Below are 15,979 nucleotides of genomic sequence, written 5' to 3'. Positions count from 1 at the left end.
CCCGGAATCCGGACAGAGCGGGTCAGGCCCGTCCCTCCCCGGTCCACCCCCGCGGCCCCTATGATCGGCGGATATGGACCACATGGACCACGAGGACCACCCCGACGTCACCGGTGCCAAACACACCCTGCGGCGCCGCATCCGCGCAGACCGACGAGCCGTGTCCCCGGACGAGCGGCGCCGGCGGGACGACGCCATCGCCGGACACCTCGTCACACTGCTCACCGGTGAACGTCCCGCCGATGCCTCCCCGTCGGTCGCCGCCTACGCCGGGCTCCCCGGGGAACCCGGCGGCCCCGCACTGCCGGAGGTGCTCCGGGCCGCCGGGGTCGCCGTGTGGCTGCCGGTGATCGCTGCCGCCGACCGTCCGCTGACCTGGCTGCCCTACCGGGGCCCGGGAACCACCCGCCCCGGACCGTACGGAATTCCTGAGCCGACCGAAACGCCCGGGCACCCGTCGCCGATATCCACCGTGGCCCTGGCGGCCCACGTCACGACACTGGTCCTTCCCGCTCTGGCCGTCGGCCAGGACGGTACTCGGCTCGGCCAGGGCGGCGGATACTACGACCGGACGCTCGGTGTCCTGACCGGCCGCGCCGAACCTGGCAGACTTGTGGCAGTCGTCGACCACGCCGAGTTCGGGGTCGACGTCCCCCGGGCACCCCACGACGAGACAGTTCAGGTCGTCGTGACCGAGACCGGGACGTTCCCGACGTCAGCCAGCCGCCGGGAACCCCGGTAACCGCAACCCCACCATCCTCTCCGTCCCCCAGCACAAGGAGTGCATCATGCTCAAGGGCTTCAAAGACTTCATCACCCGCGGCAACGTGATGGAACTGGCCATCGCCGTCATCATCGGTGCGGCGTTCACCGCGATCGTCACGGCGATCTCCGACTCACTGATCCAGCCGCTCATCAACTGCTTCGGCGGAGCAGAGGTCGACGGACTCAAGTTCGAGTTGCGTAGCGGCATGGAGAGCACCCAGATCGACCTGGGCGCGATCATCACCGCGGTCATCAACTTCCTCATCATCGCCGGCGTCGTCTACTTCATCCTCGTCGCCCCGATGAACAAGCTCAACGAGCTCAACGCTCGACGGAAGGGCATCGACCCGGAGGAGACCGTCGCCTCGGAGGTCGACCTGCTCGTCGAGATCCGGGACCTGCTGGCCAACCAGAGCGGCATCACCGGCGCGGACAACGGCATCGCCGGGGAGATCGACAACTCCGCCACCGACACCGGCGGACGCCACTCCGCACGCTGACCGCGTCCGGGTCACCAGTGGGGAGGCCGCTGCCCCTGCCAGAACTCGTCCCCGAATCCCCCGGTGTCCCCTGTCGTCCCGGTCGTGCGGAACGGCTCGGCGGTGTCGGACACGCCCTGGGTGACATCCAGGTCCCGGTCCGGTGCGTGTGCCTTTCCCACGACCCCCGTCTTGCGCCGCCGCGGACGTCTTTCCATCGCCTGTGACTCAGGCCCTGCTGATGTCGGCGATCACGTGCCTCACCAACGGGCACAGGGTCGCCATGCCGTCCCGGATCGCGGCCCGGGACGACGCCAGGTTGATGACGACCGTCGACCCGGACACTCCGGCGACCCCCCGGGACAGCCCGCCGTCGACCGCGTTACAGGCGAGCGCCGACGACCGCAGTGCCTGGGAGAGACCGGGGATCCGCTTGTCGAGGACCGACTTGGTGGCCTCCGGTGCCTTGTCCCGCGGGCTCACCCCGGTCCCGCCCACGGTGATCACCAGGTCCGCCCCGCCGATCACCGCCGTCTCCAGCGCCTGCCGGACCGCCGACTTCCCCGAGTCGACGGTCAGCACCGCGTCCACCATGTAGTCCTCCTCCGCAAGGAGTTCCGCCACGAGTTCCCCAGACTGGTCCGCCCGGTCCGGGTGGTCGGTGACGATGACGACCAGGGCATGGAGCAGGGAATGCCGGGGGTTCCCGGTCTCCCGCTCGGTCTCCTGGAGATCCAGGGACCGGAAGACCTCGTCACCGGGCTCGGTGATCTCCGCGTCGAGGCGCTCGATGGACTCCTTCTCCACACGGGCGAAGTCGTCGATCCCCGGCACGGTGATCACCCCGGCGGAATCGCGGATGTCCCCGGAGGCGGGGTCGGTGTTCTGGTCGTGTGACATGGTGGTGGACTCCTCGGGTGGTGCGGTGCGGCGACGGTGCGCGGGATCACGTCAACGGTATCCGGCGGACCCGCCCGCTGTACAGGTTGGGGGTGCGTTCGGCACCGGGCGGTGGAGCCTCCGGCACCCGCAGACGGCGCCCGGTCGACGTCGGTCAGGCGGCGTCGGATTCCGAGAGAGTCACGATCACCTCGCGCTCGTTGCCTCCGTTTCCGTCGGTGACGGTCAACGTGACCTCGTCACCGACGGTGTGCGACCGGATCGCCGCGATGAGGCTGACCCCACTGTCGACGATGCGGTCACCGACCTTGGTCACCACGTCCCCGTCGCGCACACCGGCGTCGGCGGCAGGACCGCCCTCGACGACGTCCACGATCTCGGCACCATTCGCCGATGCTTCGGTACCGGTGTTCACCCGGGCGCCGATGACCGGGTGCGTCGCCCGGCCGTTGTCGATGAGCTGGCGGGCGGTGTTCTCCGCCTGGTTCGACGGAATGGCGAAGCCGAGCCCGATGGACCCGGACTCACCACCGGCCTGAGCACCGAGCGTCGCGATCACGGAGGGGATACCGACGAGCTCGCCCTGGAGATTGACCAGCGCGCCACCGGAGTTCCCGGGGTTGATCGCGGCATCGGTCTGGATGGCGTCGATGAGGGACGCTTCTCCTCCGTCCTCGCCACCTGCCTGAACCGGACGGTTCATGGCCGAGACGATACCGGTGGTCACCGTGGACGACAGGCCCAGCGGCGAACCGACGGCAACGACGGTCTCACCGACCTGGAGCCCGTCGGAGTCACCGATGGCGATCGGCTGCAGATCATCCGCACCCGTCGCCTTCACCACGGCCAGGTCGGTCTGTGGATCGGTCGCGACGACCTCGGCGTCGAGCTGGCGCCCGTCGTTCGTCGTCACGGTGATCGCCGCGCGGCCGTCCTCCGCACCGGAGACGACATGGTTGTTGGTCAGGATCATGCCGTCATTGCTGATGATCGAACCGGACCCCTCTGCGCCACCCTGCTGCGTGGCGACCTGGATCGACACCACGCTGGGAAGCACGTTCTGGGCGACCGCCTCGACGGTTCCCGGGTCGGGGTCGGAGACCGAGGTGTTCTCACGGTCACCGGTGTTCACCTGGTTCAGGGAACTGGTCACCGAGGAGCCGTCGTCCCCGTTCTGGACGATCACCGCCGTCACCGCAGATGCGGCGACGCCGACGGCGAGGACGAGTGCGGCGACAGCCGGAGTCGAGAAACGCCGTGCAGGCTCCTTCGTCGCGGTCGGCGCGGTGCCCGGGTTGCCGGGGAACCCCGTCGCCTGCTCCGGTCCACCACCGTTGCTCGGGTACTGACTGGAGAGCGCCTCCCAGTGCCGCTGCTGGGCGCCGGGGTCGGAGAAACCGGGGGACGTGGCCCCCGGGTCCTGTGCACCCCGCCCCCAGGCATCGGGTCCGCCGTTGCTGCTGCCGTGCCGATCGTCGCGATCGTCCCGATCTTCCCCGGTCATCTGACTCTCCTTCGCCGGCATGCTCCACCGGCTAACTCAACTGTGTTCGACAGACTCCATGGTGGTCCATGAGGGTTGGTAACTGGTCCGCATACCCTGACAGTGTGCCCTGAACGCAGGAGCGTCACACTCGACAACCACGAAGTCGACACTCAGCTTCCTTCCAGGAAGCGAGGTCTAGGGTGCGTCGTCCCGCAGGACGTAGCCCACTCCGCGCACCGTGTGGATCAGCCGCGATTCCCCGCCCTCCTCCGTCTTACGCCGGAGGTAGCCGATGTAGACCTCCAGGGCGTTCCCGGACGTCGGGAAGTCGTAGCCCCAGACCTCCTCGAGGATCTTCGTCCGGCTGAGAACCTTGCGCTGGCTGCGCATCAGCAACTGGAGCAGGGCGAACTCCGTCCTGGTCAAGCTGATCTTACGGCCACCACGGCTGACCTCACGGGTCTCGGGGTTCAGCGACAGATCCTCGAAGGCCAACGGTTTGACCTCGACGTTCTTGGCGACCGCCGTGCGCATCGACCGACGGTGCAGGGAGCGCACCCGGGCCAGGACCTCCTCGAGAGCGTAGGGCTTCGACATGAAGTCATCGGCCCCCGCGTCGAGGCCGGCGACCCGGTCGGGAACCTCGGAACTGTCCGACAGCATGAGGATAAGGACATCATTTCCGGCGCTCCGGAGGTCGCGGCACACTGTGAGGCCGTCAACATCCGGAAGCTCGGCATCGAGGATCACCAGGTCCGGTGATTCCTGACGGACCAGGCGGAGGGCTTCATCGCCATCACCCGAAGCGGCCACGTCGTAGCCGTTGAACGTGAGAGAGCGCCGGAGAGAGTCCCTTACCGTCTGTTCGTCGTCGACAACAAGAATCTTCATCCTGCTATTCTGCATCAGTTCAGAGCCGGGGCGACACCCGAAAACGGTACCCACAGTCAACTGACAGGGAATCACCACCCTGCGTGCACGCCGGGGCAACACGGACGAAAGAAAACCCCCGTCGACCACATCGACGGGGGCTGTCTTCGCAGGTACAGACCAGTTGAGCTAGTCGAGATCGACCAGGCCCAGCTTCGCGGCCTTGACCAGACGACGGGGGATCTGAACCTCGCGGCCGTCAACCTTGACGTTCTGGAGCGCGACGTTGTCGGACTTCCAGTTGGAACGACGGTGGTGGGTGTTGGCGCGGGAAAGTCGGCGCTTCGGAACTGCCATGGTTCTTAGCCCTCCTCGTTCTTCTTGGTACGGCGAACACGGTTGCCGTAGCGGCGCTGGAACTTCTCGACACGGCCGGCGGTGTCCATGACACGCTGTGCGCCCGTCCAGAAGGGGTGGGACTCGCTGGTGACGTCAACGACGATCAGCGGGTACTCGTTGCCGTCCTCCCACTCCACGGAGCGGTCGGAGGTTGCGGTGGAACGCGTCAGGAACTGGTGGCCAGTGCTGGCGTCCTTGAAGACCACCGGGTGGTAGTCGGGGTGGATATCGTTCTTCATTCTCAATCCCTCAGGGTTGCGCGCCAGGTCGGTCCCCTCATCCCCGGTACCGTGGTCGGTAACAGTGACGGCGGGTCGTGCCTGGGTCGGGTTTGGAGTGCGGGCACGCCCCGGTCCCTCCACGACTCGCGCGGACGGCAGGGCGCAACACGATCGGCCAGTCTATACCCTCCAGCGGTGCCGGGGAAATCACCACCCGCCCCGGCACCACCGCGCCCGAGTACGACGCCGACCATACCGTTCAATTAGGCACCCTGACCGACATGAGGTAGTGTCGTGCAACGCTGTTGTCTTAGTAAACGTCATCGCACGCGCGATCGGCCCCACACAGTGCCCCGGCCCCACATCCCGTCTAGATGTGGGTTTTCGCAGTGGTGTCTCCCACTGCCTGCGCGGCACGAGGGACCGGACACGCGGGCGGAAGGAGAAAGATACCCATGTCGGCACATTGCCAGGTCACGGGTCGGAAGCCGAGCTTCGGCAAAACCGTCTCGCACTCGCACCGCCGCACGAACCGTCGCTGGAACCCGAACATCCAGCGCCGTTCGTTCTACCTGCCCTCCGAGGGTCGTTCCATCACGCTGAACGTCTCCACCAAGGGTCTGAAGACCATCGACCGAGACGGCATCGAGTCCGTCGTCGCCAAGATCCGCGCACGTGGGGAGAAGATCTAGTGGCACGTAACGATATCCGCCCCATCATCAAGCTGAAGTCCACCGCGGGCACCGGTTACACCTACGTGACCCGCAAGAACAAGCGGAACAACCCGGACCGGATCACCCTGAAGAAGTTTGATCCGATCGTCCGGAAGCACGTCGAGTTCCGCGAGGAGCGTTAATCTATGGCCAAGAAGTCCAAGATCGCGAAGAACGAGCAGCGCAAGGAAATCGTCGCCCGTTTCGCTGAGCGCCGTGCCGAGCTCAAGGCGATCATCAAGAACCCGAACTCCACCGACGAAGAGCGCTCTGAGGCTCAGTTCGAGCTGAACCGTCAGCCGCGCGACGCCGCCCCCGTGCGCGTCCGCAACCGCGATGCCGCCGACGGCCGCCCCCGCGGTTACCTCCGCAAGTTCGGCCTGTCCCGTGTCCGCGTCCGCGAGATGGCTCACCGCGGTGAGCTGCCCGGCGTTCGCAAGTCCAGCTGGTAAGAGGGAGCACACGCATGAAGCGCACCAACCACAAGAAGGCGCGGCTCGAGCAGTCCCGCCGCCCGAAGAAGAACCCGCTCAAGGCCGAGGGCATCGAGACCGTCGACTACAAGGACTACGCCCTGCTGCGTAAGTTCATCTCGGACCGCGGCAAGATCCGTGGCCGCCGTGTCACCGGTCTGACCCCGCGCCAGCAGCGTGAGGTCGCCACCGCGATCAAGAACGCCCGTGAAATGGCTCTCCTGCCGTTCCACAGCCGCTGATCCTGCACACACTCCACGTTGCAGCAGCGCGCGTTTAACTAAGACCTTCTGAACCCCGTCACCGGACACCGGCGGCGGGGTTCAGTCGTACCACAGGCGGTACTGATAGCCTGGCAATCTCACGACGACCCCTGAAAGGCCACCATGACGAACCCCTACGATCCGGGCAACCCGTCCAATAACCGCGACAACACCGGAGGAGGTGTTCCCTCCTACGGTGATTACGTCGGCGGCGGAAACGGCGGCGAGGGCTACGGTGCGAACTTCGGCTACGGACAGCCGAGCTACGACCCGGCCTCTCTCTCGCCGGCGGACTCGTACCCCGGCCCCGGCCGACGGCTGGGGGCGTTCCTCATCGACAGCGTGCTGTTCTTCATCGTGATCATGATCCTCTCCGCGTTCTTCTTCGCAGGGGACTTCACCGACTACATGGACGAGTACACCACGTGGCTCGATGCCGGGCAGACCGGACCTGAACCGGAGCTATCCCTCAGCGGACTCTATATCGTCGCCGCACTCTCACTCGTCCTCTGGTTCGCTTACCGCATAGTCATGGAGATCACCACTGGGAAGACCCTCGGCAAAATGGCCGTCGGTGTGAAGGTCGTGAACGCCGACGGCAACCTCCTGTCGGCGAAAGACTCCTTCATCCGGAACAGCTGGTATCTCGCCGTCATCGTCCTGGGATGGATCCCGGTCATCGGCGGCATCGCCGGCATCGCCGTCTACGCCGCGCTCGGGGTCCTCATCGCCCGAGATCCCCATCGTCAGCACATCTGCGACAAATGGGCGAAGTCCTACGTGGTCAACGCCCGCTGATCACCGCTGCTCCGGTCAGGCACCGGGCCGGTCACCTCCCCCGCGTCAGCGGGTCGGTGACCGGCCTGATCTAATAGAGCACATGCTTAATGTTCTCAGCGGGTTCATGGTGGTCGTCATCATCATCGCGCTGGGCTACGCCGTCGGGCGCCGCGGCCTGCTGGGACCCAATGCCGTCTACGCACTGAACATGTTCGTGTTCTACCTCGCCACACCGGCGTTGCTCATCAACTTCCTCCGCGACGCCGACCTCGCCACCGTCTTCGGTGAAAATCTTGCGGTCGTCGTCGTCAGCACCCTCGTCGCCGGCACCGTCGGCTTTCTCGGGTACCGCCTCCTCGCCTGCAGGCCGACGTCCGACAGCCTGGTCACGATGCTGGCCTGCTCCTACTGCAACGGGTCGAATCTGGGTGTTCCCATAGCCACCCACGTGCTCGACGATCCGACAGCCTCGCTGCCCGTGATCATCTTCCAGGTAGCCCTCTACGGTCCGGCCACCGTCCTGCTGCTCGACGTCACCACCCGACGGGCCCGGGAAAGTTCGTCCTCCGGCGGCTCCCTCGGCCCGCTGGTCCGCGAACTCGTCCTCGGCATTCTGCGCAACCCCCTCATCATCGCCGCCCTGGTCGGGATCGTGCTCTCGCTGCTGCACACCAGTGCCGGTTGGGACCTGCCGCAGATGCTCGCCGAGTCGGTGTCCCTGCTCGCCGCCGGCACCGTTCCCGCGGCGCTGGTGGCCTTCGGTCTCTCCATGGCCGAGGTGACCGTCCTGGACCGCGACACCAGTCCACGACGCAGTGTCTGGCTGGCCTCACTGATGAAGACCGTCGGCCACCCCCTGATCGCCTTCGCGGCCGCACGGCTGATCTTCGACGCCTCCGGTCCTGCGTTGCTCGCCTTCGTGGTCGTCGCCGCGCTGCCGACGGCCCAGAACGTGTTCACCTACTCACAGCGTTTCGGGGTGAACACCGTCCTGGCACGGGACACCGCGGTGGTCAGCACGATGCTCTCGGTACCGTCCATCGCGGTCATCACGCTGTTGCTGGGGTAGAATGTGTCCCACCACACTTCCGAGCTGAGGCCACATGACCCCACCACCTGTCACTCTGCTGTCCACTCTTGAGGCACTCTCTGAGGAGGGCGAACGCCTCGACAGCCTCGTCACCGACCTCGCCGACGGAGAGTGGACGCTCCCCACGCCGGCAGCTGGTTGGACGATCGCGCATCAGATCGCGCACCTCGCCTGGACCGATGCAGCGACCTCCGCATCGCTGACCTCCACCGACACTGACGACCGTTTCGGCAGCTTTCTTGAAGAACAGCGTAAGTCAGCTGAGCACTTCGTCGACAGGACCGCGGCGAGACTGGCACAACTCCCGCCAACCGATCTGCTGTCGCGCTGGCGTGCGTCCCGAACAACTCTTGAGACGGACTTCCGGGCTGCGGCAGGAGGTCCGTCCCGTCGCTTCCCCTGGTTCGGCCCGGCCATGGGTCTTCAGTCGATGATCACCGCACGCCTCATGGAGACCTGGGCACACGGCTACGACGTGGCCGACACGCTCGACATCACCCTGCCACCGTCGCGGGGGCTCAGAAGCATCAGCCACCTCGGTGTTATCACACGTGACTTCTCCTACCGACTCAACGGACTCACTCCCCCTGAGGGCCCGTTTCTCGTTGAACTGGAGTCAGGTGACGGCGAGCACTGGACCTGGGGTCCCAATGACGGCAGTGCCGTCGGCTCCGTTCGCGGACCGGCACTCGACTTCTGCCTGTTCGTCACCCAGCGCCGGGAGCCCGACGACCTCGCGCTGGTATTTTCGGGGGAGGAAGCCCGCCGTTGGTCGACCTTCGCCCAGGTCTTCGCCGGCCCACCCAAGTCAGTCATGCGGGGACGGTCATCCGGTGCCGTGTCGCCGAGGGACGTGTGAGGAGGCTCCCACGCGTACTCCGGTAGCCGCCCTGACCTCCTGACGTGCACCCCCGGGAGCCAACCCCACGATCGTTGACCCCCATGCACCGCGGGTCGCCCGGTCGATCTTCCCTCCACGGCTCCTCCCAGCGGGAGCGTCGCTTTTCTCGGGGATCTCGGCGACTGCCTCATCCACCTTCATACGTGTCATGACCTGCTCCTGTCTCCCGTGCGGTCCTGGTAGATCCCCAGGAGACCGATGGCCTTCTCACGCATCTCCACCTTGCGCACCTTGCCTGACAGCGTCATCGGGAAGGAGTCGGTGACGTGCACGTACCTGGGGACCTTGAATCTGGCGAGGCTGCCGTCACAGAATGCGGCGACGTCGGCGGCCGTAAGGTCGTCCGCGCCCTCGTTCATGATGACCCAGGCCATCAGTTCCTCTCCGTACCTGTCATCCGGCACCCCGATCACCTGGACGTCGGCGATGTCCGGGTGCTCGTAGAGGAACTCCTCGACCTCCCTCGGGTAGATGTTCTCTCCACCGCGGATGACCATGTCCTTGATCCGTCCGGTGACCTGGACGTACCCGTCGGAATCCATCACCCCCAGATCCCCTGAGTGCATCCACCCGTCGTCGTCGATGGCCTCGGCGGTCTTCTCCGGCATGTCCCAGTACCCCTGCATCACCGCGTACCCCCGCACCAGAAGCTCCCCCTGGGTCTCACGGGGCACGGTGATCCCGTCGAGGTCCACGACCTTGACTTCGAGGTGCGGGCCGATCTTGCCCACCGTCTCGACACGCTTGACCACCGGGTCGTCCGGAAGGGTCTGGTGGTTGACAGGTGAGGTCTCCGTCATGCCGTACGCGATGCCCACCTCGGTGACGCCGAGGACGTCGATGACCTCGCGCATGGTCTTCGTCGGACAGGATGTTCCGGCCATGAGGCCCGTACGCAGACGGGACAGGTCCAGGTTCTTTCCCTGCGCCCGGAACCGTTCGAGCAGTTGGAGCTCGGCCATGAACATCGTCGGTACCCCGAGCAGACTCGTCGCCTGCCCGTGGTGAACCGCCTCAAGGGTGCTCTCCGGGGTGAAGACCGGCCCGGGGATGATCATCGCAGCACCGCGGGTGACCGCACCGAGCACGCCGATGACCATGCCGAAACAGTGGAAGAACGGCACCGGAATGACAACACGGTCGGCACTGCTGTAATTCAACCTCTCCCCCAGCAGGTAGCCATTGTTGAGGATGTTGTGGTGGGTCAGGGTGGCACCCTTGGCCATACCGGTGGTTCCCGAGGTGTACTGGATGTTGATCGGGTCGTGAGGATGGAGGTTCTCCCTGACCGGGGTCAGGTCGAGGATCGCATGGGACGCCAGATCCTCCCAGCGTTCCGACCCGAAGAACACCGTCTCCCGGTACGGCCGGTCAAAGGTGTGCTCCACTGTGCCGATCATCGCCCGGTAGTTCGAGTCCTTGAACCGACCGGCGGAGAACAACGCCTTCACCCCCGCCTGGTTCATCACGTAGGTGAGTTCGCGGGTGCGGTAGGTGGGATTGATGCAGACGAGGATGGCACCGATCTCAGCGGTGGCGAACTGGAGGACCGTCCATTCCCACCGGTTGGGTGACCATACCCCGATCCTGTCGCCTCGTCGGTAGCCGGCGTTGTGGAGGCCGGATGCCAGACGCAGGACCTTACGGTGCAGTTCCTGGTAACTGAGGTGGATGTCACCGTAGAAGTCGATGAGGGCGTCGTTGTCGGGGAAGGCGGCGACGGTTCTGGCGAGGGTCTGCCCGATCGTCTCCTCAAGCAACGGGGTCTCGGTTGGGCCGACGAGGTGCGACATCCCGGGATCGAGATGCGTGGGGTCCGTTAGGCTGGTGCGTTGTCGCGAGGTTTTCGGGGAGTCGGAGGGCGTGGTCATGGTGCGTCAGCTCCTGGGTGGCTGGGACGTAGTGGTGGATCGTGCGGTGTCGGGCCGTGGTGGTGCCCCGGGTGTCCGACGCAGGATCACCTCGGCCTGGAGGCGTAGCGGCGCGTCGATCATCTGGCCGTCGATGGCGAAGGCCCCGGAGTTGGCGGCGGCCCCCTCAGCGACCCGCCGTGCCCACTCCTGCTGTTCAGCGCTGGGGAGGTAGGCGTCCCGGATGACGGTCACCAGACCCGGGTGAATGGAGACGGTAGCTGCGAAACCGCTGGCGGCGGCGTCGACGGCCTCGGCGGACGCACCGCCGGTGTCGGTGGTGTCAGCGTGGATGGAGTCGAGGGCGACGATGCCGTACGCTGCGGCGTGCAGCAGCACCATCGACCGAACGAGCCGAGGTACCTCACGGTACCCGCCGGGGTGTCCGGAGAGTCCGCCTCCGGCGGTGGGGCGTTCGTCCGCCCCGTACCGCGAAGCCGTGCCCCCGAGAGCGGCAGTCAGGTCCTCCGCGCCCCAGAACAGGGCGTCCACCTGAGGGTGGCCCGCGACCGCCGGGAGGGAGAGGACGCCACGGGGTGTCTCCACCAGCGCGATGACCCGCCAGTTCCGGGCCCGGGGCACGGCCCCGGACAACGCCTGGACAGAGGAGGCGTCCTCGACCTTCGGCAGCATCACGGTGGTGAAGGGACTTTCTGCGACGGCTCTGACGTCATGCAGGAAGTCGTCGCTACCGGGCGGGTTCACCCTCACGATCGTCCGGCAGGGGTCGAGGGTTCCGTCCCGTCCCGCGACAAGGATGTTCTCCCTGGCTGTGGCACGGTTCTCCGCGCGACATCCGTCCTCCAGGTCGAGGATGACCGCGTCGGACCGCCTAGCGGCCTTGGTGAAACGGTCGGGCCGGTCTGCCGGGGCGAAGAGCAGGGCGGGTCCCGGTGGGAGCCACCGCGGGGAGCCCGGGATCATGACGTACCACCCGGTCCCGCAGGCCGGCACTGCACCAGCGTGGACCGCACCGCGGTGCAGACGACCTCACCGTGCTGGTTACGGCCCACGTGACGGAGCTCCACGACCCCCTGGTTCGGACGGGACCGTGAGACCCGCGTCGACAGACACGTCGTCTCTGCGTACAGGGTGTCGCCGTGGAACATCGGTGCGGGGAAGGTGACCTCCGTGAATCCGAGGTTGGCGACGATGGTGCCGAGGGTCAGCTGGCTGACCGAGAGACCCACCACAGTCGACAGGGTGAACATCGAGTTGACCAGACGTTCCCCACGAAAACCCTCCTGAGTGGCCGCCCAGGCCGCGTCGAGGTGCAGCGGCTGGGTGTTCATGGTCTGCGTGGTGAACAGGGTGTTGTCCGCCTCCGTCACGGTTCGTCCGGGACGGTGCAGGTAGGTCGTCCCCTCGGCGAACTCCTCGAGGAAGAGCCCGCGTTGCTCCACGGTGCGTGGCGCCGGTGACGTCGGTGCAGCCACGGTTACCCCTCCAGCCCGAGGGAGCGTGCGATGAGCATGAGCTGGACCTCGGTGGTGCCCTCGCCGATCTCCAGGATCTTGGAGTCACGGTAGTGGCGTGCAACCCGGGTCTCGTTCATGAAGCCCGCGCCTCCGAAGACCTGGGTGGCGTCGCGGGCGTTGTCCATCGCCGCCTCCGAGGCGACCAGCTTGGCCACCGACGCCTCCCTGCTGAAGTCCGCGCCGGTGAGCATCTTCGTCGCTGCCGCCCGCCACGCCTGACGCGCCGACCAGGCACGGGCCTCCATCCGCGCGATCTTGAAGGAGACGCCCTGGTACTCGGAGATCGTCCGCCCGAAAGACGTCCGTTGCCGGGCATAGGCTGCCGCCTCGTCGACACATCCCTGTGCTGCTCCGGTGGCAAGCGCCGCCAGAGCGACCCTGCCCTCGGCGAGGATGGAGAGAAACTGCGCGAACCCTCTCCCCCGCATGCCCAGCAGGTTCTCCTCGGGCACGCGGGCGTCGTCGTAGCTCAGCGGGTGGGTATCCGAGCTGTTCCACCCGACCTTGTCGTAGGCGGGCTCCGCGGTGAAGCCGGGGGTGTCCGTGGGCACGATGATCGCCGAAATCTCCTTGCGCCCGTCCTCCCTGGTGCCCGTCACCGCGGTGGTCGTGACCAGCGAGGTGATGTCTGTGCCGGAGTTGGTGATGAACTGCTTGGACCCGTTGATCACCCAGTGGCCGTCCTCAAGTCGCGCGGTGGTTTTCGTCCCACCGGCGTCCGACCCCGCCTCCGGCTCGGTGAGTCCGAATCCGGCGATGGCACGACCAGCGAGCAGGTCGGGCAGCCACCGCTGCTTCTGTTCCCCGGTTCCGAAGCGGTAGATCGGCATGGCCCCGAGTGAGCATCCCCCCTCGAGGGTGATCGCCACGGACTGGTCGACGCGGGCGAGTTCCTCGAGGGCGACACCGAGGGCGAAGTAGTCACCTCCCATGCCCCCGTACTCCTCGGGGAACGGCAGTCCGAACAACCCGAGTTCCCCCATCCTGGAGACGATGTCGTAGTCGAAGGTGTGGTTGCGGTAGTTCTCCGCGGCCTTCGGATCCACGACCTCGTTGGCGAACTCCTCGACGGTGCGTCGGAGTTCGGCGAGTTCGGTGGTGAGTCCGTCGTCCGCCACGGAGCGCGGACGGGTGGTGTCGGTGGTGGTCATGGTGTTCCTCTCATCAGTTGGTGACGGTGGCCAGCACACTGCCGGCCCCGACCTTGTCGCCGACGGCGCACCCGATCCCGACGGTCCCGTCGTGGGACGCCGTCAGGGAATGCTCCATCTTCATCGCCTCCACCACGATCAGTGGTTGACCGGTGGTGACGGCGTCACCGTCGTTGACGCGGACCGCGACGACCGTGCCCGGCATCGGACTGAGGACGTCGTCCTCGCCCGAGGCGGCCTCCGCCGCGTCCCTGGCCAGGGACAGCTGGCGGACCACCCAGGTGCCCGCGTCGCCGGAGACGGCGACACCGGGACCATCGGGGGTGGCGACCGCCCTGCCCACCCACCGTCGGGAGGCGGCGAACTCTCCCTCGGGGGTGAAGGTCCACGCGGTGCCGTCGGTGGTGGGGACGGTGGCGGTCAGGGTGGTGGTGAACGGCTCCGGAACCGGAAGGCCCGGGTCGACGGGGACCTGTGTGACGGTCACGGTACCGGAACCGCCGGACACCGAGACGTCCACCGGCCCGTGGTCCGCCCCGGCACCCGGATCAGCGCCCGGCACCGCCAGTCGGCCCCGGAAGGGTGCGGGCGCCGCACCGGCACGCCACCCGTCGGCGGCCGCCCACACGCCATGGTGACCGGCGTCGCGCGCCGACTTCGCCGCCGCGTCCCGTAGGACCAGCGTGGCGGCCAGCATGGCCTCTGCCGGCGCCGGGGACGGGGTGAAGTTGTCGGCGATGCGGTCGAGCAGGCCGGTGTCTAGCACGCCGGAGCGTACACCGTCATCGCGGAGCAGGTAGCGGTTGAAGTCGGTGTTCGTGCCGATCCCGGCGACCAGTGTGCGGGCCAGTGCCGAGTCGAGACGGTCCAGTGCCTGGTCACGGTCGTCCCCGTGGGCGATGACCTTGGCCAGCATCGGGTCGTAGTCCGAGGTGACCTCCTGGCCCTCGACGACCCCGGAGTCCACCCGCACCCCCGGTCCGTACGGCCAGCGCAGGGCGGTGATCCGCCCGCCGGTGGGCAGGAAACCGTTGGCCGGGTCCTCCGCGTAGACGCGAGCCTCGACGGCATGTCCGGTCAGGGTCACCTCCTCCTGGGTGAGGGGCAACGGCTCCCCCTGGGCCACGCGGATCTGGAGGTCCACCAGGTCCAGCCCGGTCACCATCTCGGTGACGGGATGCTCGACCTGCAGGCGGGTGTTCATCTCCATGAAGAAGAAGGTGTCGGGCTTCGTCGCCGAGACGATGAACTCCACCGTCCCGGCCCCCCGGTACCCGCAGGACCGCGCGGCGTCGCAGGCGGCCTCACCGATCCTCGCCCGGGTCGCCGGGTCGAGCAGCACCGACGGCGCCTCCTCGATGACCTTCTGGTGCCTGCGTTGCAGGGAGCACTCCCGCTCCCCGAGGTGGATGACGGTGCCGTGGGCGTCCGCGACGACCTGCACCTCGATGTGCCGGGGCGTGTCCACGAAGTGCTCGATGAACAGCGTGTCGTCACCGAAGGTGGACGCCGCCTCGCGCCGTGCGGTGGCGAGCACGTCAGCCAGGTCGTCCGGGTCCTCGACGACGTGCATCCCCTTTCCTCCCCCACCCGCGGCGGGTTTGACCAGCACGGGAAAGTCGACACCCCCGCCACCGTCGGCTCCGGTGACCCCGGCGACGAGGTCGGCGTCGCCGAGGCCGGGTCGGGAGATGCCGGGCACGGTGGGGACACCACGGGACTCCACGGTGGCCCGCGCGGTGATCTTGTCCCCCATCTGCGCGATCGCGTCGGCCGGGGGGCCGATGAAGACGATGCCGGCGTCCTCGCAGGCACGGGCGAAGACCGCGTTCTCCGAGAGAAATCCGTACCCGGGGTGGACCGCCCCGGCCCCGGAGGCGACCGCGGCGGCGATCACCCGCTCGATGTCGAGGTAGGACTTGGTCGCGGCCGCGGGGCCGAGATGCACGGCGGTGTCGGCGGCGGTCACGTGCGGCGCCCCGGTGTCCGCGTCCGAGTAGACGGCGACGGCGCGCAACCCGGCCTGCTGCACCGAGCGGATCACTCGGCAGGCGATCTCGCCGCGGTTGGCGACGAGGACGGTGTCGAAGGTGGTCATGG

Annotated in this window: 20 protein-coding genes; 9 read left to right on the top strand and 11 right to left on the bottom strand. The window is 67.2% G+C overall.

The features are described 5' to 3' along the window. Positions 1 to 73: 73 nt before the first annotated feature. Both PQI66_RS08290 and mscL read left to right on the top strand, forming a co-directional pair. On the top strand, positions 74 to 742 hold the full coding sequence (locus PQI66_RS08290) for a 5-formyltetrahydrofolate cyclo-ligase (RefSeq protein WP_339997393.1): 669 nt from the start codon (positions 74 to 76) through the stop codon (positions 740 to 742). Positions 743 to 788: 46 nt separating this feature from the next. Then, a complete protein-coding gene (gene mscL / locus PQI66_RS08285) occupies positions 789 to 1,265 on the top strand; it encodes a large conductance mechanosensitive channel protein MscL (protein ID WP_339997391.1) in 477 nt (158 codons plus the stop codon). A gap of 11 nt (positions 1,266 to 1,276) precedes the next feature. On the opposite strand, the gene PQI66_RS08280 is transcribed toward mscL, so the two are convergent. From PQI66_RS08280 to PQI66_RS08255, 6 genes are all read right to left on the bottom strand, one after another. Beyond that, a complete protein-coding gene (locus PQI66_RS08280) occupies positions 1,277 to 1,426 on the bottom strand; it encodes a hypothetical protein (protein WP_339997389.1) in 150 nt (49 codons plus the stop codon). Between the two features lie 46 nt (positions 1,427 to 1,472). Further along, complete coding sequence (locus tag PQI66_RS08275) at positions 1,473 to 2,144, bottom strand: MogA/MoaB family molybdenum cofactor biosynthesis protein (RefSeq protein ID WP_339997387.1); 672 nt, start codon at positions 2,142 to 2,144, stop codon at positions 1,473 to 1,475. Positions 2,145 to 2,298: 154 nt separating this feature from the next. Continuing rightward, the gene (locus PQI66_RS08270; RefSeq protein WP_339997385.1) at positions 2,299 to 3,648 is read right to left on the bottom strand and encodes a S1C family serine protease; all 1,350 of its coding nucleotides are present in this window, start codon (positions 3,646 to 3,648) and stop codon (positions 2,299 to 2,301) included. A gap of 177 nt (positions 3,649 to 3,825) precedes the next feature. Beyond that, positions 3,826 to 4,521, bottom strand: a complete 696-nt coding sequence (locus PQI66_RS08265) for a response regulator transcription factor (protein ID WP_339997384.1) — start codon at positions 4,519 to 4,521, stop codon at positions 3,826 to 3,828. Between the two features lie 168 nt (positions 4,522 to 4,689). Continuing rightward, positions 4,690 to 4,857, bottom strand: coding sequence for a 50S ribosomal protein L32 (rpmF, locus tag PQI66_RS08260; protein WP_339997383.1), 168 nt, complete (start codon positions 4,855 to 4,857; stop codon positions 4,690 to 4,692). Positions 4,858 to 4,862: 5 nt separating this feature from the next. Further along, entirely contained in the window at positions 4,863 to 5,138 is a 276-nt protein-coding gene (locus PQI66_RS08255; protein WP_038546832.1) for a type B 50S ribosomal protein L31, read from the bottom strand. Positions 5,139 to 5,575: 437 nt separating this feature from the next. On the opposite strand from PQI66_RS08255, the gene rpmB reads away from it, so the two are divergent. The 7 genes from rpmB (at position 5,576) to PQI66_RS08220 (ending at position 9,298) form a co-directional block, all read left to right on the top strand. Further along, the gene (rpmB, locus tag PQI66_RS08250; RefSeq protein WP_244803793.1) at positions 5,576 to 5,812 is read left to right on the top strand and encodes a 50S ribosomal protein L28; all 237 of its coding nucleotides are present in this window, start codon (positions 5,576 to 5,578) and stop codon (positions 5,810 to 5,812) included. Next, on the top strand, positions 5,812 to 5,976 hold the full coding sequence (rpmG, locus tag PQI66_RS08245) for a 50S ribosomal protein L33 (RefSeq protein ID WP_010187624.1): 165 nt from the start codon (positions 5,812 to 5,814) through the stop codon (positions 5,974 to 5,976). Before rpmB ends, rpmG begins: the two co-directional genes overlap by 1 nt. Positions 5,977 to 5,979: 3 nt before the next feature. Beyond that, complete coding sequence (gene rpsN / locus PQI66_RS08240; RefSeq protein WP_339997378.1) at positions 5,980 to 6,285, top strand: 30S ribosomal protein S14; 306 nt, start codon at positions 5,980 to 5,982, stop codon at positions 6,283 to 6,285. Positions 6,286 to 6,299: 14 nt separating this feature from the next. Then, positions 6,300 to 6,548, top strand: a complete 249-nt coding sequence (gene rpsR, locus PQI66_RS08235) for a 30S ribosomal protein S18 (RefSeq protein ID WP_038546820.1) — start codon at positions 6,300 to 6,302, stop codon at positions 6,546 to 6,548. A gap of 144 nt (positions 6,549 to 6,692) precedes the next feature. Beyond that, positions 6,693 to 7,367, top strand: a complete 675-nt coding sequence (locus PQI66_RS08230) for an RDD family protein (RefSeq protein ID WP_339997376.1) — start codon at positions 6,693 to 6,695, stop codon at positions 7,365 to 7,367. Positions 7,368 to 7,449: 82 nt separating this feature from the next. Next, entirely contained in the window at positions 7,450 to 8,418 is a 969-nt protein-coding gene (locus tag PQI66_RS08225) for an AEC family transporter (RefSeq protein WP_339997375.1), read from the top strand. Between the two features lie 34 nt (positions 8,419 to 8,452). After that, positions 8,453 to 9,298, top strand: a complete 846-nt coding sequence (locus PQI66_RS08220) for a TIGR03084 family metal-binding protein (RefSeq protein ID WP_339997373.1) — start codon at positions 8,453 to 8,455, stop codon at positions 9,296 to 9,298. Between the two features lie 188 nt (positions 9,299 to 9,486). Here the strand turns inward: PQI66_RS08220 and PQI66_RS08215 are convergent, their stop codons facing one another. Genes PQI66_RS08215 through PQI66_RS08195 form a run of 5 tightly spaced genes read right to left on the bottom strand, consistent with a single transcriptional unit; the run spans position 9,487 to position 15,977 of the window. Beyond that, positions 9,487 to 11,211: an AMP-binding protein gene (locus tag PQI66_RS08215; protein WP_339997372.1), complete on the bottom strand. Its 1,725-nt coding sequence runs from the start codon at positions 11,209 to 11,211 to the stop codon at positions 9,487 to 9,489. A 6-nt stretch (positions 11,212 to 11,217) separates the two neighbouring features. Then, a complete protein-coding gene (locus PQI66_RS08210; protein WP_339997370.1) occupies positions 11,218 to 12,174 on the bottom strand; it encodes an HpcH/HpaI aldolase/citrate lyase family protein in 957 nt (318 codons plus the stop codon). Beyond that, on the bottom strand, positions 12,171 to 12,686 hold the full coding sequence (locus PQI66_RS08205; protein ID WP_339997369.1) for a MaoC family dehydratase: 516 nt from the start codon (positions 12,684 to 12,686) through the stop codon (positions 12,171 to 12,173). Before PQI66_RS08205 ends, PQI66_RS08210 begins: the two co-directional genes overlap by 4 nt. A gap of 2 nt (positions 12,687 to 12,688) precedes the next feature. After that, complete coding sequence (locus PQI66_RS08200; protein WP_339997367.1) at positions 12,689 to 13,879, bottom strand: acyl-CoA dehydrogenase family protein; 1,191 nt, start codon at positions 13,877 to 13,879, stop codon at positions 12,689 to 12,691. Positions 13,880 to 13,892: 13 nt separating this feature from the next. Then, positions 13,893 to 15,977, bottom strand: a complete 2,085-nt coding sequence (locus tag PQI66_RS08195) for an acetyl/propionyl/methylcrotonyl-CoA carboxylase subunit alpha (RefSeq protein ID WP_339997366.1) — start codon at positions 15,975 to 15,977, stop codon at positions 13,893 to 13,895. Positions 15,978 to 15,979 lie beyond the last annotated feature (2 nt).

The organism is Corynebacterium sp. USCH3, from assembly GCF_037619475.1.
In the GTDB taxonomy this organism is placed as follows: Bacteria; Actinomycetota; Actinomycetes; order Mycobacteriales; family Mycobacteriaceae; genus Corynebacterium.
The sequence above is the reverse complement of the archived record's forward strand: the minus strand, read 5'-3'. Positions and strand labels throughout refer to the sequence as shown.

Coding starts and splice junctions, on each gene's coding strand:
- PQI66_RS08290 (WP_339997393.1), top strand. CDS start 74: ATGGACCACATGGACCACGAGGACCACCCCGACGTCACCGGTGCCAAA.
- mscL (WP_339997391.1), top strand. CDS start 789: ATGCTCAAGGGCTTCAAAGACTTCATCACCCGCGGCAACGTGATGGAA.
- PQI66_RS08275 (WP_339997387.1), bottom strand. CDS start 2,144: ATGTCACACGACCAGAACACCGACCCCGCCTCCGGGGACATCCGCGAT.
- PQI66_RS08270 (WP_339997385.1), bottom strand. CDS start 3,648: ATGACCGGGGAAGATCGGGACGATCGCGACGATCGGCACGGCAGCAGC.
- PQI66_RS08265 (WP_339997384.1), bottom strand. CDS start 4,521: ATGAAGATTCTTGTTGTCGACGACGAACAGACGGTAAGGGACTCTCTC.
- rpmF (WP_339997383.1), bottom strand. CDS start 4,857: ATGGCAGTTCCGAAGCGCCGACTTTCCCGCGCCAACACCCACCACCGT.
- PQI66_RS08255 (WP_038546832.1), bottom strand. CDS start 5,138: ATGAAGAACGATATCCACCCCGACTACCACCCGGTGGTCTTCAAGGAC.
- rpmB (WP_244803793.1), top strand. CDS start 5,576: ATGTCGGCACATTGCCAGGTCACGGGTCGGAAGCCGAGCTTCGGCAAA.
- rpsN (WP_339997378.1), top strand. CDS start 5,980: ATGGCCAAGAAGTCCAAGATCGCGAAGAACGAGCAGCGCAAGGAAATC.
- rpsR (WP_038546820.1), top strand. CDS start 6,300: ATGAAGCGCACCAACCACAAGAAGGCGCGGCTCGAGCAGTCCCGCCGC.
- PQI66_RS08230 (WP_339997376.1), top strand. CDS start 6,693: ATGACGAACCCCTACGATCCGGGCAACCCGTCCAATAACCGCGACAAC.
- PQI66_RS08225 (WP_339997375.1), top strand. CDS start 7,450: ATGCTTAATGTTCTCAGCGGGTTCATGGTGGTCGTCATCATCATCGCG.
- PQI66_RS08220 (WP_339997373.1), top strand. CDS start 8,453: ATGACCCCACCACCTGTCACTCTGCTGTCCACTCTTGAGGCACTCTCT.
- PQI66_RS08215 (WP_339997372.1), bottom strand. CDS start 11,211: ATGACCACGCCCTCCGACTCCCCGAAAACCTCGCGACAACGCACCAGC.
- PQI66_RS08210 (WP_339997370.1), bottom strand. CDS start 12,174: ATGATCCCGGGCTCCCCGCGGTGGCTCCCACCGGGACCCGCCCTGCTC.
- PQI66_RS08200 (WP_339997367.1), bottom strand. CDS start 13,879: ATGACCACCACCGACACCACCCGTCCGCGCTCCGTGGCGGACGACGGA.
- PQI66_RS08195 (WP_339997366.1), bottom strand. CDS start 15,977: ATGACCACCTTCGACACCGTCCTCGTCGCCAACCGCGGCGAGATCGCC.